Here is a 19,005-nt window from a genome sequence, read left to right as displayed (position 1 = left end):
GTGTCAAAAGTCGGCAGCGATCCGCAATTCACGCAACGGTCGGACAACATCAATTGCCTGCTGGTAAATTGGATGATCTTTGTACGCTTGCAATGCTGCCTCATCCACAAACTCTGCATAAACGATCACATCGACCTCGCCTGAAAGTTTATCGACACGGCTGTTTCGAACCACCTCAAACATAGAAGAATGAGGAATGTTTCCGAGTAAAGACAGGCCATCCATAATACGTTCAACGTCATTTTGATCTGCAGCACTGAAGAAGACCACATGCCGAATAAATGTTCTGTCAGACATGGCGAAACCTGCGTTAAATCTACTATCAATTCTACGAGACATTTGCCGGAGTGGCGCTCAACTTGCAAGAGTGCGAATCTTGTCGCATTGGCGTTTCGGCAATCGAGACGACATCGTTAGAGACGAAACTGTCTGACGTTCAACCGCTCAGGCCTCGGATCCCGGATCGCCGACCACTACCCGCTCAGCTGTTGAGACGGATTTCCAAAACCAAGCAAGACGGGCAGAACTTTAAACTGTGCAAAAAAACGCGCTGGATCGGTAGCGGGCGGCCTATTTCGCTTTCTGAACCGCGCGGGCGCGGATCACGCCGTCCACGCCGACATCAAACGAGGATAGATCAGGTGCGCCGCGCCGGTCTGAATCTACTAGATTGCGCAGCAGGGCAACGGCTGCGGGTGATGTGACAGGCACCAGATGGTCGTGGTTGGCCCCATCGGCAACAGCGGAAAAATCGAACAATGTGACGTTCAACCCCGCGACATCAGAGGCGCGGCTTAAGTCCCCAACCTTTTGACGCCCGATGTTCAGAAAGGCCGAAAGCCGCAATGCCTTGTCGTGGCGGTTGGTCATGATGACAAAAGGGTCTGGTAACCTGCCAATAACATTGGCCTGCGCACGAAAAATATCCGGATCAATATCAGGGGCCAGCAAAACAACAGCGTCCAGCTTGCGCAACACGTCCCGCCTGCCCGTCAGCGCCAGCTGGCGCAGGGCCTCCATCGCCAACTGCGCCCCCATGGAATGCGCCATGAGAATGATTTTCTTGTCCGTCTGACGCCCCAGAGTGGACAACAGATCAACCAGCGGATCACGCGAGAACAGCACACTGTCGCGGTCATAGACATAGCCCGCCGGCGTCCCTGCGGAGGGCCAAGCAAACAACACTCGCGGCGCGGCGATAGAAAAATCATGGCTGATCTGGGCCAACCGGTACAAGGCCTCGGATGGGGTGTTGTTGTAGCCATGAACAAAAACCGCAACCTCCTCCCCCGGCTCGGCGTTCAGACGCTCGACAAAGGCAGAACCTCCGCGCAGAACATCCAGATCAACCACTGCAAAATCCGTCGCGGGATCAACATGCGCATCCTTTTCAGGCCATTCAATTTGCCCCGTGGCATGGGTGGGTGGAATGGAAACACCATAGCGGGCAAAGCGGGCCGTTCTGTTGCGGTCCTGCCGGATATCGGCATCCCGAATACTGGGCAGGCGCGCGGCACTGACATACACGTCCTGAACGGTCGCCGTCTCGTCAGGAGGGGAAAACGAAATATGATCCGGCAATGGGGTGCATGACGCCAAGACCGCAAGCGCGCCGCACAGCAACAAATACTGTCTCACCATCCGCCCCTTTTGATGCTTCTGTTCCGTTGCACGCCCATGTCTGTCGCAAGGGCTTTTATCCTACGCCCCTGCCACAGCTGGATCCTCCATAGAGCTGGTAGCATGATCAAACTTGGTAGAAAACAACGGTTCAGGTCGCGCAGCGGCAAAACCAGCGAGGCAACAGAACGCTGCATCAGGGCAGCAGCACATCCTTGCGGGCAAAACGCGCAACATCCATGCTCAAATCATCATAGACAAGCTGGATGGTGATGTTCTGCACCGCCCCAAGACGCAATGTCAGATATGGCACCCCGTCCTGTGGCAAAACCGCGTTCGGCATGGCGCTATCCACATGACAGGGTGGCAAAGGCCAGTTCTGCATCGTCTCGCTGTTGACGGAAATCGCCATGGCCTTCAGCCCACAGCGCCAGGCCCATAGATGAGTCACATACAGAAGGTCCTGACCATCAAATTCACGCAGCGCCACCCAGCTGCCCTTGGTGGCATTAAGGATCGGTTTCACTTCTCCGGCAGTGGTAAACTTGCCGCTGGGAGTTTGCGCTTCGGCGTTCAGGCCGGCAGGAACCACGGCCATGTTAAATGCTGTGGTGCCTGTGGCGTTGTCTGCGGGGGCCGCAACCTGCCCGCCCCCTATGGCGGTATCGGATTGACTGGCCGGTACCGATTGTGTGACCGCCACCTGTGCTTGTGGCACAGCCGGTGCCGCCCCGTTCATGGTCGCCGCCACCATCGCCAAGAATACCCCTAACATGACCTGTCTCCCTAACCGTGGCGAAATTGCCGTCTTTTGCGCAAACCCATTCGCGCCTATAGTCCCCGAAAAAAGAGGCGCAGCAGAACTATGGCACGTGAACAGGCAAGCCGGCAAACGTCCAATTCCTCCTTTAACGTGGTGATTGTCGGCCAGCACGGGCGGCTGGCCTATGAGGCGCTGATTTTTGCCGCCTCCCTACGTCATTCCAGCCCGGATTTTTCCGGTCGTCTGATTGTCGCAGAACCGCAACCCGGTCCGCTGTGGAAGAATGACCCGACGATCAAGAACGGCGATATCCGCGCCGCTCTGGAAAATCTCGGCGCTGAGATCATTCACTTTGAATGCAGTCATTTCGGCGATGCCTATCCCTATGGCAACAAGATCGAGATGCTCAAGGCTCTGCCCAAAGGCGAACCCTTTGTATTTTTTGACACTGATACTCTGATCACCGGTGATCTGATGTCGGTCCCGTTCGACTTTGACCGCCCCAGCGCATCGCTGCGCCGCGAAGGCACATGGCCGGTCCCGCAGGTGTATGGCCCCGGCTATGCCGGCCTGTGGAAATCGCTCTATGACAAGTTCGACCTCGATTTCGACAGCAGCCTCGATTTGGGCCAGCCTGACGAATACTGGCGCCGCTATCTCTACTTCAACGCAGGGTTCTTCTTTTACCGCTGCCCGCGTGAATTCGGGGCAAAGTTCCTGCATTATGCCTTGGCGATCCGCGACACGCCCCCCGTCGAACTCTGCGCCCAATCCTTTGATCCATGGCTGGACCAGATTGCCCTACCCTTGGTCATCCATGCGCTTGGCGGCGGGCGCGACGCCTTGCCAACGGGGTATCTCGACGGCGAGGTCAGCTGTCACTACCGGTTGCTGCCGCTGCTTTATGCACGTGAAAGCGCCCGTGTGATTGAGGTACTGGAAACCGTCACCGCACCGAACAAGCTGAAGAAAGTGCTAAAGGGATCGAATGCCGCGAAACGCATGATCTATCAGGGGCGCGGTCACAAGGTGCGGGCCTTGTTTGATCAGGACAACCTGCCGCGCCGGGAACAGGTGATCCGTAACCGGATCAAAAAGAACGGCTTCTGGATCCGTTAGGCTCAGGCTGCCCAGCCAAACATATGTTTTACGCCCCTGCATCATTGCAGAACGCCCGTTCCTTGAAGGGGCGGCTCCCTTGTGTGGCGAAAGCCCATCCGCTAACCATTTGTCAAACCTCACAAGGAGACACCCATGTCCGACACGACCCACGGCTTTGATACCCTGCAAATCCACGCAGGCGCGCGTCCTGATCCCGCGACCGGCGCACGCCAGACGCCGATCTATCAGACAACAGCCTATGTGTTCCGGGATGCAGATCACGCGGCGGCGCTGTTTAACCTGCAAGAAGTCGGATATATCTATTCCCGCCTGACCAACCCCACGGTCGCGGTTTTGCAGGAACGCATTGCCACACTTGAAGGCGGCGTTGGCGCGGTATGCTGTTCTTCGGGGCACGCGGCGCAGATCATGGCCCTGTTCCCGCTGATGGGTCCGGGTAAGAATATCGTGGCCTCCACACGTCTTTACGGCGGTACGGTCACCCAGTTCAGTCACACGATCAAGCGCTTCGGCTGGGAATGCAAATTCGTCGATTTCGACGATCTGGACGCCGTAAAAGCCGCGATTGACGATAATACCCGCGCCGTGTTCGGCGAGGCCATCGCAAACCCCGGCGGCTATATCATGGACGTGCGCGCCATTGCAGACATCGCAGACGCAGCTGAAATTCCGCTGATCATCGACAATACCACCGCGACGCCTTACCTGTGCCGGCCAATCGAACTTGGCGCGACGCTGGTCGTTCATTCGACTACAAAATACCTGACCGGCAACGGCACCGTGACCGGCGGCTGTGTTGTTGATTCGGGCAATTTCGACTGGTCTGCCAATGACAAGTTCCCCTCACTCAGCGCGCCGGAACCGGCCTATCACGGGCTGAACTTCCACGAGACTTTTGGCAATCTGGCCTTTACCTTCCACGGCATTGCCATCGGGCTGCGCGATCTGGGCATGACAATGAACCCGCAAGCCGCGCATTACACCCTGATGGGCACCGAAACCCTGTCGCTGCGCATGGAGCGCCATGTGGAAAATGCGGTCAAGGTCGCCAATTGGCTGGAACAGGACGACCGCATCGAAAAGGTCACCTATGCCGGTCTGGAATCTTCGCCCTATTTCGAACGTGCCAAAACCGTCTGCCCCAAGGGCGCGGGTGCCCTGTTCACCATCAGCGTGAAAGGCGGCTATGAGGCCTGCATAAAACTGGTCAATGCACTGGAAATCTTCAGCCATGTGGCCAACCTGGGCGACACCCGCAGCCTTGTGATCCACTCGGCCTCAACCACCCACCGTCAACTGTCCCCCGAGCAGCAAGAAGCCGCCGGTGCCGGCCAAAACGTGGTGCGTATTTCCATCGGTACAGAAGACGCCGATGACCTGATTGCAGACCTTGATCAAGCGCTTGGCAAGGCCTCAAGCTAGAAAATACAGCTTTGCCAATGAGGTAAAGACACCAACAATCGCCTGCGGCGGGCATCGACCTGCCGCAGGCCTTTTCATACGCTGCCCTACAGGTTATTCTGGCCTTAAGCCACGGTTAAGCAATTGCCGTCATTCCTTGTGTAAAAGTCTGTCGTGATGAAGCCCAGTTTCGCCCTCTCCCTTTCAGTCGATGGAATCTGCCTGCTGCACCGTGTGGCCGGGGGATGGCGCATCGTTGGCGACGTGGGGCTGGATACCACCGATCTGGCCGCTGAACTGACCGTTTTGCGCAAGACGGCAGCCACCCTTGAAACAGGTCCGCTGCGCTGCAAACTCTTGCTGCCCAACGAACAAATCAAATATCTGACGATCGAAACCCCCGGGCTTGATCCGGGCGCACGCCACGCGGCAGCTGTGCTGGCGCTGGAAGGGGCAACCCCTTATGCGGTGGATGATCTGGTGATTGACTGCTGCGCTGATGGCAACAGCACCCATATCGCAGCCGTAGCAAAGGAAACCCTGGTCGAGGCCGAGAGTTTCGCACGCGACCACAGCTTTAATCCGGTCAGCTTTGCCGCGGTGCCAGGAACACATCCCTACGTCGGCGAACCATTTTTTGGGCAAACCTCTGTTTCCGAAGCGTTTTTGAAACCTGGTGAAACGATAACACCCGACAAAACGTCGGTGCGCATCATTGGGCCGGCGGACCTTCCTGTTGATCCAAATCCTGCGCCTCCCCCCCCCGTCGACACTACCTCAGCGCCAACAGGGACGCAGCAGGAGCAAGCCGCAACCACTGCCGATCTGCCACAAGATATTGGCGCGAACGCGGCATCCGCTGGCGGAACCGAACCAACAACCGCCACGCCGCAAACAGCTTCGCAACACGTCTCCGCACCGTTATCGGAACAGGAAACCGCCCCGCCGCCCACCATTGGGTTTGCCAGCCGTCGAGGTGGCGACAACGCGCCAACGCCCAAGCTCGACGGGGTTCGCCGGGATACGCCCGCCGTGCCAGAGGGTTCTGTCACCGCGGGGCATATCGCGGTCGAACCGGAACCTGTTGCACATGTCGCACCACCACTTGCAGCTGACCTGCAAGACGCCCCCAAGGCCGGCGCGAAGAGCACGGGCAAGACCGGTTTCCTCAGCCGGCGTAGCGCCAAGGACCAGCCAACCCCACCGGATGCAACCGATCCGCAAGAAGATTCCGAAACAGAGCGGATGACCATATTCGGTGCCCGCAACGCACAGGTTGGCGGCAAACCGCGATTTCTGGGTTTGATCCTGACCGCCGCCCTATTGGTTTTTCTGGCCGGAATGGCAGCCTGGGCATCCGTGTTTCTGGATGACAAGGGCGGCTTGTCACGGCTGTTTGGTCCCCGCGCAACCCCCGAGGTGGCGGATTCCGTACCAGTTTCGCAGGAACCGACCGTTTCTGCCGATGTTGAGCTGGCCGCACTTGACCCTGAGCTGACCGAAGAAGACAGCGCCGTGCTGGATGCCCTGCGCGATCAGGCGCAGCCCACTGCACCGATCCCCCTAACAGAGGCCGAGATAGAGGCCCGCTATGCGACCTCGGGCATCTGGCCGCTGGCCCCGCAGGTGCCACAAGAACCCGCCGGTCTGATCAATATCGAAGACCTTTATCTGACCAGTATTGATCCCGTCAGCACCGCAACAGATGCGGTTGCCCTGCCTGATGTCGGCAGCTTTAGCACCGATATCGGTCTGGCGGCGCTTTCCTCGCCTGCGGCCGCTGGCACGGCCTTTACGCTGGATGAAAACGGGCTGGTTGTCGCCACCGCAGCGGGCGCGCTAAGTCCGGATGGATACACCGTATTTCTGGGTCTGCCCCCTTTGGTACCACCGGCCACGCCAACACGGTTTCAAACTGCCGAAGAAGACACGACCGCACGCGATGTTCTGGCCGCCGCCCGTCCCAAGCCGCGCCCTGCCGATCTGGTCGAGAAAACCGAACGCGCCCTTTTGGGCGGGCTGACGCGCCGTGAATTGGCCGAGTACCGCCCCGCCCTGCGCCCAAGATCCTTGCAGCAAAAAGCCGCTGCACAGGTTGCTGCTGCCGCACAGGCCGCCGCCGCCGCTGCACTGCCCGACAACAAGCCGATCGTGACAGATGGGGCCGTCGCCCTTGCCCTTGCGGCCAACCCGGTCGAGAGCGCCACGCGACTTGCCGTGCGCGCCTCTGTGCGCCCCGATGTACGCCCGCGCAACTTTTCGCGGATTGTCAAACGCACCCGGAAGGCGCAGGCACAACAGCCCCGCCGTGTTGCAAGTGCCGCAAGCATTGCCCCGCGCACTGTCACACCCAAAATCCCGACCAGCACGTCGGTTGCGAAACAGGCAACCGTCAAAAATGCGTTGAACCTGCGCAAAGTGAACTTGATCGGCGTTTATGGCAAACCCTCGAACCGGCGCGCGTTGATCCGGCTGGGCAATGGACGCTACCAAAAGGTCGTGGTCGGGGATCGGATTGATGGCGGGCGGGTCTCTGCCATTGGGCAAAACGAACTGCGTTACAAGAAAAGAGGCCGCGATCTGGTCCTGAAGATGCCAAGATAGCGGCTCACGCCGGCAACAGGCTTTGCCCTATGCGCACCCAGTTGCGCAAGAACCGTCACAGGCGTGCCCCTCCTCAGATGTACTCCCAGTTGGTGGGCGATGTATCTTCGTTGTGATCCACAAAATAGATCAACGCCCCCCCAATGCCGACGATTGCCGGCACATCCAGAACTTTCCCCGTGCCGGTGTATTCAACCTCGCCTTGCGCAACCGCTTGGGACAACGACATTTGCGCATCCGCCACACGCCATCCCATCGATGGCGCAGAAGCTCCATGCTCCTTGACATAGCGCGCAGCGAAACTGTCACTCTGGGCATTCAGCAAATAGGTGATCTCCCCCTGCTGCCAAAGCTCGACGGCTTTTGCCTTGTGGGTCGCCACATGGATACAGCCCATCCGCGTGAAAAAGTCGCGCAACTCCTGCGGATCAGGGCCGGCAAACTCAACAAATTCAAAGCTGTCTGTCCCGATTAGGCGGTCTGTCGCGGTAACCGCCTGTGGCGCAGGCTGTGGGGAAATTCCCATTAAGTCGATCCTTGGCTGAAAGAGTGGCTCTGGCGGGAGCTATATAAGCAACGATCCGCCAAGTTTCCGCATTCTGTTGCTTTCGACTGGCCAAAGACGGCAGGTTCACGCAAAAAAGTTATAAACCATGCGAGAAACCCGCGCCATGCTGGATGACATTGACACCCGCCTTCTGGACGCCTTGCAAAAGGATGCCCATCTGACAGCGCAGGAGCTAAGCGAACGCCTGAACCTGTCCGCTTCGCAGGCCGGGCGACGCCGCCAGCGGCTGGAGGCGGAAGGCTACATCAAAGGTTATGTTGCACGGCTTGACCCCCTGCGTCTGGGATTGAACGTACAGGGGTTTGTTCAGGTCCACCTGATCACCCACGGGCCGGAAAACTCGCGTAGCTTTGCCCGCCTGATCGCGGCGCGTCCCGAAATCGTCAGCGTTTGGACCATGACAGGGAATGCAGATTATCTTCTGCGGGTCTATTGCGCCGATCTTCCCAGCCTTAACCGGCTTATTCACGAGGTGTTGCTGCCCCATCCAGCGGTTTCGCGGGTAAACAGCCAAATCGTGATGGATCAGCTTAAGTCTGACGGGCCGCTGCCGACCTGAAAACAAGAGTATTTTGTCGACTTATCGCGCCCGCAATGTCGGTTTATATGATATCTGATAAGCACAAGCCTCATTTCTCCTGAAAGGACCGTCATGGAAGGTTTCCTGTTCCAAGCCACCATCTATCTTGCTGCTGCTGTCATCGCTGTGCCGATCGCTGCGCGGCTTGGGCTCGGGTCGGTTCTGGGGTATCTAGCGGCGGGCATTTTGATTGGTCCCGTTCTGGGCTTTGTTGGGTCCGAAACCAAGGACCTGCAACATTTTGCCGAATTCGGCGTTGTGATGATGCTGTTCCTGATCGGGTTAGAGCTGGAACCACGGGCGCTGTGGGACATGCGCCACCGGTTGCTGGGTCTTGGCGGGTTGCAGGTGGTGATTTCCACGGCAGCCCTGATGGGCATCGCCATGGCCTATGACCAGCCGTGGAATGTCGCGCTGGCTATCGGCCTGACGTTGGCCCTGTCTTCGACGGCGATTGTTTTACAAACCCTGTCTGAAAAGAATCTGATGAAGACCAGCGGCGGGCGCTCGGTCTTTTCGGTGCTGCTGACGCAGGATATTGCGGTGATCCCGATCCTCGCCTTCCTGCCGCTGCTGGCCATTACAACGCTGGCCGGAGTCATGCCGGACGGATCAATCTCGATTGACCCTGAAAAGGTCGACGCCGCTCATAAATCAACCGAGGGCACACATGGCCCTGCCGCCGCCGAAGCCGCTTTCTCCTATGTACAAAGCTTGCCTGGCTGGGGTGTCACCCTTGTTACCATCGGGGCCATCGCCGGGATCATCGTTGTAGGTGTGTTTTTCACGCGTCCGGTGTTCCGCTTTATCCATTCGGCCAACCTGCGCGAAATGTATACCGCCATCGCCCTGCTGATCGTAACCGGCATTTCCTTTCTGATGATGCTGGTCGGCCTGTCACCTGCCCTTGGCGCGTTTCTGGCTGGTGTTGTTCTGGCCAGCTCGGAATTCCGTCACGAGCTTGAAACCGACCTCGAACCCTTTAAGGGCCTGCTGCTGGGTCTCTTTTTCATCACGGTGGGGGCCGGCATCAACTTTGAATTGCTGTTTGCCGATCTGGTCATCATCCTTGGCATGGCGCTTTTGGTGATCATTGTAAAAGGGATCATTCTATTTGGTCTGGGGCGGATGTTCAAACTGCGCGGACGGGATCAATGGCTGTTTGCCCTTGGGCTGGCACAGGCCGGTGAATTCGGTTTTGTGCTGGTCAGTTTCTCGGTCACGACCGGCGTGATGCCGGGCGTTGTTGCAGAGACCCTGCTGTTGGTAATTGCCCTGTCGATGCTGATTACCCCCCTGTTGTTTATCGTCTATGACATCATTCACAAACGGATGGAGGACACAGGCGGCACCGTCGAGCCGGACGATATCGAACACGACGGCCCGGTGATTATCGCCGGTATCGGACGTTTTGGTCAGGTGGTGAACCGTTTGGTACAAACAAGCGGATTTCAGACTGTTGTTCTAGATCACAACCCCGAAGCCATCGCCGTGATGCGGCGGTTCGGATTCAAGGCCTATCTTGGCGATCCAACCCGCCCCGACATCTTGCGCAAGGCCGGGATCAAAGACGCACATGTGTTGGTTGTCGCGCTGGACGATACCAAGGCCGCCCTGGAGTTGATCAGATATGCCCGCAAGGAACGCCCCGACCTGCACATCATCGCACGGGCGCGTGACCGCACGGAGGTCTATCGCCAGTATCAAGCCGGTGCCAATGACATCGTCCGTGAAATGTTCGACAGCTCGCTTCGGGCCGGTCGCTATGTCTTGGAAAACATGGGCCTGTCAGAGTTTGAAGCCCATGAAGCAGAGCGCATGTTCTATGCCCATGATCGCATGTCTGTTCGCGAACTGGCCGCCCTGTGGCGCGCCGATGTCGAACCTTCGGCCAATAAAGAATACGTGGCCCGCGCCAAGGAACTGCAAAAGGATCTTGAAACCTCGTTCCTGAACCGCAGTGACGAGACAGACCAAAAAAGCGCCTGATTCCGCCGGAAACGGAAGGGGCGGATACCAGCGCCGCCCCCCCTTTGCCCTCAATGGCATCAGCTGTCGCTGACACCCGCCTGTGCAAAGGTTGCCATGCTTGCGTGGCAGGCCATGGCCCCCTTCAGCACGCTAATTGCCAGCGCCGCGCCTGAGGCCTCTCCCAGCCGCAGACCAAGCTGAAGCAACGGCACCTTGCCCAATGCCGCTAGCAGACGTTCGTGACCGCCCTCGGCACTCTGGTGACCGGCAACCGCGTGATCCAGCGCCCCCTCATGGGTATGCGCAAGGCACAGCGCTGCCGCAGAGCAGATGAACCCGTCCAGAATAACCGGAATGCGCAGGCTGCGTGCCCGCACCATTGCCCCCGCCATCGCAGCCAGTTCACGCCCGCCGAGCCGGCGCAGGGTTTCCAATCCGTCACCCTGCCCCTTGTGCAAGGCGACACCTTCAGCGACGACTTGGGTTTTCAACGTAAGCCCGGCGTCATCAACACCAGTGCCGCGCCCTGTCCATTCTGCCGCATCCCCCCCCAGCAGCGCGCAGGCCAGTGCCGCGGCTGACGTGGTGTTCGCAATCCCCATTTCACCCACCACCAGCAGATCCGCATCAGGGTTCACCGTGTTCCATCCCGCTTGCAAGGCCGCAACACATTCATCTTCAGACATCGCAGGGCCTTGGGTGAAATCCTGTGTCGGGTTTTCAAGGTTCAATGCGACGACATCCAATGTCGCCCCGTTCACCCGGGCAATCTGGTTAATCGCGGCACCGCCATGCTGAAAGTTCATCACCATCTGCGCGGTGACCTCGGCGGGAAAGGCCGAAACCCCACGCGCCGCCACCCCGTGATTACCCGCAAAAACAATCACCTGTGGTGCGGAGATTTCGGCGTTCTCGCCGCCCCGCCAGCTGCGATACCACAGGGCAAGATCCTCAAGCTGCCCCAAAGCACCGGGTGGTTTGGTCAGTTGCATGTTGTGCGCCTGTGCCGCAGCAAGCATATCGGTGTCAGCATGGGGAAACCCTGCAAGCAGGGCACGAAAATCGGACAGGGTTGCAAATTCATCGGTCATGGGCATGCTCTGGCTTTGGATTGGGTTGCTTCCTGTCTATCCACCGCGCCGCACCACAGGAAGAGGTCAAAAGGCAGAAAAGTGACTGGAAACGACATCTCTGGGTTCCGCCCCCGTGCAACCGACCTGCCGCTCGCCCTTGGGCTGCTGACGCGGCTGCCTGTTCCCGCAGCCGCCTTTCCTACCGATCAGCGCAGGCCGGCGGCCTATGCGGCATGGGCCTATCCGCTGGTCGGGCTCATCGTGGCACTGTTGTCCGCCCTTGTCGGCTGGTGCGCCCTCGGGATTGGCCTGCCGCCTGCCGCTGCGGCGGTGCTTGTCCTGCTGGCTGGCATCGCAAGCACCGGTGCGTTGCACGAAGATGGGCTGGCGGATTGCGCAGATGGGTTTTGGGGCGGCTGGACCCGGGAACGCCGGCTGGCCATCATGAAGGACAGTCAGATCGGCACCTATGGGGTGATCGCGCTGGTGGTGGCGCTGGCGCTGCGCTGGGTCGCGGTGGTCGCGCTTCTGACGGCAGGTGGTTACCTGATGGCATTGGCCTGCGCCGCGGTGATGTCGCGCGCCGCCATGGTTGTGGTGATGTATGGCCTGCCTGCGGCCCGCCCGTCAGGCCTGTCGGGCAATACCGGACGTCCGCCGAAACAGGCGATGATCACAGCGCTCTTATTTGGGATCCTTGCCGCAATTCTGATACTGCCTGCGACCTTGGCCCCCGCACTGATCGCCGCAACCGGTGTGACACTTGTCGCCCGCGCCAAAATCGGCGGGCAAACCGGTGACGTACTTGGGGCGACGCAACAGGTGACGGAAATCGCTGTGTTGCTCAGCTTTCTTGCCACCCTGCCATAAAAAACGCCGCCCCCTTTCAGGGACGGCGCGTCAAGACTTGTTCAAAACCGCTTACGCCGCGATGCGGCTTTCCAACACGTCACCGATCTGTTTGGCAGCTGCAACCTCGTCCCCGCCGCCAACAGCGCCGACTTCACGGGTCAGCCGCTCAAGTGCCGCTTCATAGAGCTGACGTTCAGAATAGCTTTGCTCGCGCTGATCATCGGTGCGGTGCAGGTCACGCACAACCTCGGCAATCGCAATCAAATCACCCGAGTTGATCTTTTGTTCATATTCCTGTGCTCGGCGTGACCACATGGCGCGTTTCACCTTGGCCTTGCCTTTCAGCGTCTTCATCGCATGGGCAATGACATCTGGCGATGACAGCGCGCGCATACCGATTTCAGTCGCCTTATGGGTCGGAACACGCAGGGTCATCTTGTCTTTTTCAAACGCAATCACGAACAGCTCCAGCGTGATGCCGGCGACTTCCTGCTCCTCAACGGAAACGACCTGCCCGACGCCATGCGCAGGGTAGACGACAAACTCATTAGGACGGAAATCAAGCTTCTTCGATTTAGACATGTAGTGGCTCCTGTGGCGCGGGCGGACCCGCAGAAAATAATTGGGCTGTGGCAGACACGAAATAACGCAACCAATCGCAGCCATATGGCCCGCGATGGGGTGCGTCAAAGTCGGAGTAAGATGGTCAGTTGCGGCAGCAATTTCGCAGTGTGAAGTGGTGCATTGGTGACCGATCGTCTGTTTCAGCTTTCACTTACTATATCACAAAACAGGCCGTTCCGAAAGTTCGCCGAAATACACGGGATTCCCCTGTAAAACATGACCCGAAGGCCAGCGCCCTATCGAAGGTGCCCGAATCAGCCGCCCTCGCCTGGGGCCTCGGAAAAGTACTTCTCCAGCTTGCCGGATTCGCCGTCGCGCTCTTCGGCCTCGGGCAGCTGGTCTTTCTTGGTGATGATGACCGGCCACAGCTCGGAATACTTGCGGTTGAATTCAACCCACTTCTCCGCGTCCGGTTCGGTATCCGGGCGGATCGCGTCCGCCGGGCATTCCGGCTCGCAAACACCACAGTCGATACATTCATCAGGGTGGATCACCAGCATATTCTCGCCTTCGTAAAAGCAATCCACGGGGCATACCTCGACACAGTCGGTGTATTTGCAGGCGATGCAGGCGTCGTTCACGATATAGGTCATGCAAGGATCTCTGTCAGAAAGGCTTGGGCGTGAAGTAAATCAGGCCGTAGGATCATTCAAGATAGCGGGCCTTAGAAAGATCAAGGGTGCGACGATCCTTCTTACTTGGGCGCCCTTTTCCGTCAAAACCGGGATTCTCGGGTTGTTTGTTCCGATTTTTGGGCTCTGGCGGGGACAAATCCGTATAAAGCGCCTGTGCTTCGGGGGCCGGTCCGCGCCTGACGCCCAAGGCATCGATCTGAATCACGCGAATATGATCGCCCTGCGCAAAGGTCAGCACGTCCGTAGGCACAATCGTGCTGGCTGGTTTCTGAGTAAGGGTGCCGTTGATGCGCAACGCCCCGGCTTTGACTTGCGCCGCTGCCAAGGTCCTTGTCTTGAAAAACCGCGCGTGCCAAAGCCATTTGTCAACGCGCAGTTTCTCAACACTGTCAGACACTTATTTACCGTCCTTCAACCCCATCAAGGCCGCAGCAAACGGGTTATCCGGATCAATGGCTTTTTCCTTTTTCGGCGGGCGGGCCGAGAAGTTCTGCGCCTTATTGCCCCGGTCGCCTTTTGGCCCACCCTTGCGGCCCTTGCCCTGTGACGGTTTGCCTTTGCCGCGCGGCTTGTCATTGTTGCGGCGCTGGTTGGTATTGTTGCGCGTTGGCCGGCCCCAGGTGAAGGTGTAATAAACCTCCATCTCAACCTCAGCCACATCAGCATCCGCTGCCGTGCCGGGCAGGATTTCCTCGGCTGGCGTTTCAGGAACAGCTGCCGCCGTTTCCGGCGTTCCAACTGGCGTTTCCGCAATCGGTGCAACGCCTGCATCGCCAATCTCGGCGACCGCATCCGGTGCTGGGGATTCGGTGATCGCCCCTTCAGGTGCAGAATTGGCATCCATCACCGGCGTGTCCGCCTTGGCCTTGCCAGCTTCTGGCATCACCTCGGTCACCGGTTTCACCTTGGCGCGCTCGGCCTTTTCGGCCTGATAGCCCAAACCACCCATCAGGTCGGCAAACTGCTCAAGTGTCATGCCCGTGATCGACAGCATGTCTGCCTTGGCCTCGAAACCGCTGCGCGAGTTTTCACCGCGCAGCATATCGGCCAGACGTTCCAGCATATCAATACGAATGGCGCGGGTACCGGCATTGCGGTAGCCGGACATTGTATCGGCACCTTCGGGCGCACCGGCGTCCACAGGAATAGTGACCAGCCCCGGAGGTGGGGCTTCAGGAAACTCTGACAAGCCTTTGGAAAGAGACCACAAAACCAGACGCAAACGGGTCGGTGCGGGCTTTAGCAGCAGCGGCATGAAGATCGTGAACTGACCAAACCGGATGCCATGTTTGCGCAATGCGCCCCGGGCGTCCTGATCAAGCGATTTTACATCTTCGGCCACACCCGCACGCGGCAGAATGCCAAAGCTCTCAACCATCTGAAAGGCAAACCCGCGGGCCAACCCGTTCAAGGCTTCATCCTTGGACAGCGCCAGCAGCGGTTCAAACAATGCCGCCACCTTGCGGTCGATAAAGTGCTGCAAACGGCGTTGCACTTTTTGCACGACCTCAGGGCCTGCAATGTCATCAACAAACACTTCAACCTGCGGCTTCAACGCATCTTGCCCCGCGACCAGCTTGCCCACCGCAGAGGCACCCCACATCAGGCCACCCTGTTCGGTGAAATCAATTTCAGTATCGGGTGCGTTGTAAAACCGGTCCGCACGCAGATGAAACTGGGGGGTCAACGCCTGCAGCGCTGCGGTCTTGATTGTCTTTTCCTCGGCACCGCCTGCCCCCTTGTCGGCGCGGAAACGGAAACCGTCCAACTTGCCTACAAATTCGCCTTCGACGGTCACTTCACCGGTATCGCTAACTTCGGCCACCATGGCTTCCTTCTGTCCTAGCCGGCGCAAAAGCACGGATGTGCGCCGATCTACAAATCTCTGTGTCAAACGCTCGTGCAGGGCGTCCGATAAGCGGTCTTCTACGACACGAGTGGCCCCGCGCCAATGGCTTTCGTCTCTGGTCCAGCCTTTGCGCTGTGCCACATAGGTCCAAGTGCGGATAAACGCCAGCCGTTTAGACAGTGCATCAATGTCACCATCGGTGCGATCAATGCGTTTGACCTGCCCTGCCAACCAGTCTTCCGAAATCTCCCCACGTTGATGTAAGTCAATGAAAATACTTTCTAAAAGACCGGCGTGTTCGGCGCTGCTTATGCCACGAAAATCGGGAATGCGACAAACATCCCAAAGCAGTTTCACCGAAGGCCCGTTGGTGCATCGGGCAAAAATCTCATCAACCTGACCGAGTGTTTTTAGTGCTTTCAGGTCGTCAGCTTCGCGTGAACGGACCAGTCTTTCCTGTTTTGGACTCATCTCCAAGGTTGAAATCAAACGATCAATCGACCCGAATTGCAAGGCATGGTTGCGCCAGTTCAGTTTATTCTGAGGCGTAAAGTTGTGATCCATAATGGCCCGCGCCACACCATCATCCAGAGCGGGGGCATCCCCGGTTGTGCCGAACGTACCGCTTTTGAATCCGCGTCCGGCCCGACCGGCGATCTGGGCCAGCTCGTTGGGGGCAAGCGGGCGCATTCGCCGTCCGTCAAACTTGCTCAGCGCGGAGAAGGCCACATGGTCCACGTCCAGATTCAGCCCCATGCCGATGGCATCGGTAGCCACCAGATAATCAACCTCGCCATTCTGATACATCTCGACCTGCGCGTTGCGTGTACGTGGGCTCAGCGCGCCCATCACCACCGCAGCACCGCCCTTTTGACGCCGGATCAGCTCGGCGATGGCATATACATTCTCAACCGAAAACCCGACAATCGCACTTCTTGGCTTCATCCTGCTTATCTTTTTCTGACCTACATAGGTCAATTCAGACATCCGCTCGCGTTTTACAAAATGCACCTCCGGGACCAGCGCCGCGATGCTGCCGCGCATGGTATCAGCCCCCAGAAACAGGGTTTCATGCAGGCCACGATAGCGCAGCAGGCGGTCCGTGAACACATGCCCCCGCTCTGGATCGGCGCAGAGTTGAATTTCGTCGATGGCAACGCAATCCGCGCCCATGCCTTCGGGCATCGCCTCGACCGTGCAGACCCAATATTGGGTACGCGGTGGCACAATTCGTTCTTCACCAGTGACCAGCGCTACCACCGACGGGCCACGGATTGCGACAATCCTGTCATAGACCTCGCGCGCTAGCAGGCGCAGCGGAAGACCGATGATACCCGTGCGATGCCCCAGCATCCGCTCGATTGCATAGGTGGTTTTACCCGTGTTGGTCGGGCCCAATACGGCCACAACCTTTCCATTGCCTGACACTTCTTATCCGATCAGAGTTCGCGGCCAATGCCGTCGCGTTTCAACCGGCTTAATGCCTTGCCGGCATTGTCGTGGCTAGGGTAGATCGCCAGAACCTGACGATAAAGACGGGCAGCGTTGCGCAGATCACCAAATTCCTGAAACATCACTGCCAACCCGAACATCGCCTCGTAATGCATTGGGTTCAAAGCCAATGTCGTTTCCAGATCATCAAGTGCAGGGCCGAAAAGCCCGGCGCGAAAATAGGCCTCGGCGCGGGCATGGTACCCTTCGGCAAAATCAGGCGCGTGATCGGTCAGCGCTGTCAAATGTTCAATCGCCAGGGGGTAATGCCCTTCGGTTAGGGCCTCCTTGCCGCGCCGCAAAAGCAGGTCCATCGCCGCAGAACCCGATTTCGACCACGCCATTTCAATTTCTTTGGCCACCCGCGTGGCCGCTGCCCCGCTCGCCGCCTTGAGCCTGTCCATCTGTTCAGGTGTTGCACTTCCCGCGGAAACCGTGCTGCACAGCAACACAGTTGCACCGAGTGCCGCAAGGTGACGTTTGAGGTTGACGGGTAAGTTGCGCATAACAACAGTGAATGTAACAGGCTGCCGGCACAATTCCAGATGTGACCGGCACCATTTGCCAAAAAAGGGCTGAAGATGAGCGATATTGTAAACGAAGCGGTTACCGTACTGAATGCGAAACTGGCGGGGGCCGATTTTGACGGATCTGCCAAATTCGACATTCAAGGCGAAGGTGCCGTTATGATTGATGGCGATGGCGCACGTGCTGCTGACGACGACGCCGATGTCACGCTGAGCGCGGATGCCGATACGTTCAAGGAAATCCTTGAAGGCGAGACCAACCCCACTGCGGCCTTTATGACGGGCAAGTTGAAGGTTGACGGCGACATGGGCATGGCCATGAAACTGGCGGCTGTTCTCGGCTGATGGACCTGACGGCGGCCCCCCTTTTCACCGATGTGCATCCCGGCCCCGAAGGTGGGGCTGCGCATTGGGCTGTCACCTCTGACGGCAAACGGATCAGGGTCGCCCACTGGCCTCTTGCCGGGGCAAAAGGCACGGTGCTTATGTTTCCGGGCCGCACCGAATACATTGAAAAATATGGCCAAACCGCGCGTGACATCGCAAGTCGCGGTCTGGCAACCATGTGCATCGACTGGCGTGGTCAGGGGCTGGCGGACCGGCTGATTGACGACCCGCTTGTGGGCCATGTGGACAGTTTCACCGATTACCAGAAAGATGTGGCAACCCTGATGCGCGCCGCCCGCGCTCTTGCCCTGCCACGCCCCTATTTCCTACTTGCCCACTCCATGGGCGGATGTATCGGACTGCGCGCGGTGATGGAGGGGATGAGTGTTCAGGCCGCCTCCTTTACCGGCCCGATGTGGGGGATATATCTCAAACCACATCTGCGGGGCATTGCGCAGTTTTTGTCCAACGTGATGCCGCGATTTGGCAAGGGCCATCAACTGCCGCCCGGTACCACCACTGATCCCTATGTGACAACCGCCGCCTTTGACGACAATCTGCTGACCACCGATGCAGAAATGTTCGACATGATGCGCGATCAACTGGCCGTCCATCCCGAACTTGCCCTTGGCGGCCCCAGCTATGTCTGGCTGCGCGAAGCACTGGCAGAAACACGCCACCTTGCCGAACGTGCGGCCCCAAACCTACCTGCGGTGACATGGCTTGGCACCAATGAACGTATCGTAAATGTGCCGCCGATCCATGAACGGATGGAAAAATGGGTCGGCGGGCGGCTTGAATTGATCGAAGGCGGCGAACATGAAATCCTGATGGAACAGCCGCAGCTGCGCAATCAGGCACTGGATGGCATCGAAAAGCTGTTCCTTGGCACGGTCACCAGCTGATCCGCCTTCCTTTTTCTCTTTGAAATACGCGCG

General features: G+C 58.4%; 18 protein-coding genes. 8 read left to right on the top strand and 10 right to left on the bottom strand.

The features are described 5' to 3' along the window. Positions 1–3: 3 nt before the first annotated feature. The 3 genes from HKX44_RS01895 to HKX44_RS01885 form a co-directional block, all read right to left on the bottom strand. Positions 4–297, bottom strand: a complete 294-nt coding sequence (locus HKX44_RS01895) for a Dabb family protein (RefSeq protein ID WP_276149612.1) — start codon at positions 295–297, stop codon at positions 4–6. 273 nt (positions 298–570) lie between these two features. After that, entirely contained in the window at positions 571–1,638 is a 1,068-nt protein-coding gene (locus HKX44_RS01890; RefSeq protein ID WP_276149611.1) for an alpha/beta fold hydrolase, read from the bottom strand. A gap of 178 nt (positions 1,639–1,816) precedes the next feature. Next, positions 1,817–2,395 (bottom strand): hypothetical protein, encoded by a 579-nt coding sequence (locus HKX44_RS01885; RefSeq protein ID WP_276149610.1) that lies wholly within the window; start codon positions 2,393–2,395, stop codon positions 1,817–1,819. Between the two features lie 90 nt (positions 2,396–2,485). Here HKX44_RS01885 and HKX44_RS01880 point away from each other — a divergent pair, with 90 nt between their 5' ends. The 3 genes from HKX44_RS01880 to HKX44_RS01870 all read left to right on the top strand — a co-directional run bounded on the left by HKX44_RS01880 (position 2,486) and on the right by HKX44_RS01870 (position 7,510). After that, positions 2,486–3,502, top strand: coding sequence for a hypothetical protein (locus HKX44_RS01880; RefSeq protein ID WP_276149609.1), 1,017 nt, complete (start codon positions 2,486–2,488; stop codon positions 3,500–3,502). 135 nt (positions 3,503–3,637) lie between these two features. Beyond that, positions 3,638–4,927, top strand: coding sequence for an O-acetylhomoserine aminocarboxypropyltransferase/cysteine synthase family protein (locus tag HKX44_RS01875; protein WP_276149608.1), 1,290 nt, complete (start codon positions 3,638–3,640; stop codon positions 4,925–4,927). Between the two features lie 156 nt (positions 4,928–5,083). After that, complete coding sequence (locus HKX44_RS01870) at positions 5,084–7,510, top strand: hypothetical protein (RefSeq protein WP_276149607.1); 2,427 nt, start codon at positions 5,084–5,086, stop codon at positions 7,508–7,510. Positions 7,511–7,583: 73 nt separating this feature from the next. Here the strand turns inward: HKX44_RS01870 and HKX44_RS01865 are convergent, their stop codons facing one another. After that, complete coding sequence (locus HKX44_RS01865) at positions 7,584–8,036, bottom strand: hypothetical protein (protein WP_276149606.1); 453 nt, start codon at positions 8,034–8,036, stop codon at positions 7,584–7,586. A gap of 145 nt (positions 8,037–8,181) precedes the next feature. Between HKX44_RS01865 and HKX44_RS01860 the strand changes: the two genes are divergently transcribed. Together HKX44_RS01860 and HKX44_RS01855 are read left to right on the top strand one after the other, a co-directional pair. Then, positions 8,182–8,637: an Lrp/AsnC family transcriptional regulator gene (locus HKX44_RS01860; RefSeq protein WP_276150779.1), complete on the top strand. Its 456-nt coding sequence runs from the start codon at positions 8,182–8,184 to the stop codon at positions 8,635–8,637. 93 nt (positions 8,638–8,730) lie between these two features. After that, positions 8,731–10,647 carry a cation:proton antiporter gene (locus tag HKX44_RS01855; RefSeq protein WP_276149605.1) on the top strand — a complete coding sequence of 639 codons (1,917 nt, stop codon included), beginning with the start codon at positions 8,731–8,733 and terminating at the stop codon, positions 10,645–10,647. A gap of 59 nt (positions 10,648–10,706) precedes the next feature. On the opposite strand, the gene cobT is transcribed toward HKX44_RS01855, so the two are convergent. Continuing rightward, positions 10,707–11,720 carry a nicotinate-nucleotide--dimethylbenzimidazole phosphoribosyltransferase gene (gene cobT, locus HKX44_RS01850; RefSeq protein ID WP_276149604.1) on the bottom strand — a complete coding sequence of 338 codons (1,014 nt, stop codon included), beginning with the start codon at positions 11,718–11,720 and terminating at the stop codon, positions 10,707–10,709. Positions 11,721–11,801: 81 nt separating this feature from the next. Here cobT and HKX44_RS01845 point away from each other — a divergent pair, with 81 nt between their 5' ends. Then, positions 11,802–12,572, top strand: coding sequence for an adenosylcobinamide-GDP ribazoletransferase (locus HKX44_RS01845; RefSeq protein WP_276149603.1), 771 nt, complete (start codon positions 11,802–11,804; stop codon positions 12,570–12,572). A 51-nt stretch (positions 12,573–12,623) separates the two neighbouring features. On the opposite strand, the gene HKX44_RS01840 is transcribed toward HKX44_RS01845, so the two are convergent. The 5 genes from HKX44_RS01840 to HKX44_RS01820 form a co-directional block, all read right to left on the bottom strand. Then, the gene (locus tag HKX44_RS01840) at positions 12,624–13,136 is read right to left on the bottom strand and encodes a CarD family transcriptional regulator (RefSeq protein ID WP_025044283.1); all 513 of its coding nucleotides are present in this window, start codon (positions 13,134–13,136) and stop codon (positions 12,624–12,626) included. Between the two features lie 296 nt (positions 13,137–13,432). Continuing rightward, a complete protein-coding gene (gene fdxA / locus HKX44_RS01835) occupies positions 13,433–13,771 on the bottom strand; it encodes a ferredoxin FdxA (RefSeq protein ID WP_276149602.1) in 339 nt (112 codons plus the stop codon). A 52-nt stretch (positions 13,772–13,823) separates the two neighbouring features. After that, positions 13,824–14,210, bottom strand: coding sequence for an RNA-binding S4 domain-containing protein (locus tag HKX44_RS01830; protein WP_276149601.1), 387 nt, complete (start codon positions 14,208–14,210; stop codon positions 13,824–13,826). After that, positions 14,211–17,090, bottom strand: a complete 2,880-nt coding sequence (locus tag HKX44_RS01825) for a helicase-related protein (protein ID WP_276149600.1) — start codon at positions 17,088–17,090, stop codon at positions 14,211–14,213. It abuts the gene before it with no gap. Positions 17,091–17,101: 11 nt separating this feature from the next. Further along, complete coding sequence (locus HKX44_RS01820; protein ID WP_276149599.1) at positions 17,102–17,659, bottom strand: tetratricopeptide repeat protein; 558 nt, start codon at positions 17,657–17,659, stop codon at positions 17,102–17,104. 75 nt (positions 17,660–17,734) lie between these two features. Here HKX44_RS01820 and HKX44_RS01815 point away from each other — a divergent pair, with 75 nt between their 5' ends. Continuing rightward, entirely contained in the window at positions 17,735–18,025 is a 291-nt protein-coding gene (locus HKX44_RS01815; protein ID WP_276149598.1) for an SCP2 sterol-binding domain-containing protein, read from the top strand. Then, complete coding sequence (locus HKX44_RS01810) at positions 18,025–18,972, top strand: alpha/beta hydrolase (protein ID WP_276149597.1); 948 nt, start codon at positions 18,025–18,027, stop codon at positions 18,970–18,972. Before HKX44_RS01815 ends, HKX44_RS01810 begins: the two co-directional genes overlap by 1 nt. Positions 18,973–19,005 lie beyond the last annotated feature (33 nt).

This window comes from Sulfitobacter sp. M05 (genome assembly GCF_029285175.1).
Classification (GTDB): domain Bacteria; phylum Pseudomonadota; class Alphaproteobacteria; order Rhodobacterales; family Rhodobacteraceae; genus Sulfitobacter.
Note: the sequence above shows the minus strand (reverse complement) of the source record. Positions and strands in the feature narration are given on the sequence as shown.

Excerpts from the sequence above, each read along its gene's own strand:
- HKX44_RS01860 (WP_276150779.1), top strand. The coding sequence starts at position 8,182 with ATGCTGGATGACATTGACACCCGCCTTCTGGACGCCTTGCAAAAGGAT.
- HKX44_RS01840 (WP_025044283.1), bottom strand. The coding sequence starts at position 13,136 with ATGTCTAAATCGAAGAAGCTTGATTTCCGTCCTAATGAGTTTGTCGTC.
- HKX44_RS01865 (WP_276149606.1), bottom strand. The coding sequence starts at position 8,036 with ATGGGAATTTCCCCACAGCCTGCGCCACAGGCGGTTACCGCGACAGAC.
- fdxA (WP_276149602.1), bottom strand. The coding sequence starts at position 13,771 with ATGACCTATATCGTGAACGACGCCTGCATCGCCTGCAAATACACCGAC.
- HKX44_RS01870 (WP_276149607.1), top strand. The coding sequence starts at position 5,084 with ATGAAGCCCAGTTTCGCCCTCTCCCTTTCAGTCGATGGAATCTGCCTG.
- HKX44_RS01875 (WP_276149608.1), top strand. The coding sequence starts at position 3,638 with ATGTCCGACACGACCCACGGCTTTGATACCCTGCAAATCCACGCAGGC.
- HKX44_RS01815 (WP_276149598.1), top strand. The coding sequence starts at position 17,735 with ATGAGCGATATTGTAAACGAAGCGGTTACCGTACTGAATGCGAAACTG.
- HKX44_RS01855 (WP_276149605.1), top strand. The coding sequence starts at position 8,731 with ATGGAAGGTTTCCTGTTCCAAGCCACCATCTATCTTGCTGCTGCTGTC.
- HKX44_RS01820 (WP_276149599.1), bottom strand. The coding sequence starts at position 17,659 with ATGCGCAACTTACCCGTCAACCTCAAACGTCACCTTGCGGCACTCGGT.
- HKX44_RS01895 (WP_276149612.1), bottom strand. The coding sequence starts at position 297 with ATGTCTGACAGAACATTTATTCGGCATGTGGTCTTCTTCAGTGCTGCA.
- HKX44_RS01810 (WP_276149597.1), top strand. The coding sequence starts at position 18,025 with ATGGACCTGACGGCGGCCCCCCTTTTCACCGATGTGCATCCCGGCCCC.
- HKX44_RS01880 (WP_276149609.1), top strand. The coding sequence starts at position 2,486 with ATGGCACGTGAACAGGCAAGCCGGCAAACGTCCAATTCCTCCTTTAAC.
- HKX44_RS01885 (WP_276149610.1), bottom strand. The coding sequence starts at position 2,395 with ATGTTAGGGGTATTCTTGGCGATGGTGGCGGCGACCATGAACGGGGCG.
- cobT (WP_276149604.1), bottom strand. The coding sequence starts at position 11,720 with ATGACCGATGAATTTGCAACCCTGTCCGATTTTCGTGCCCTGCTTGCA.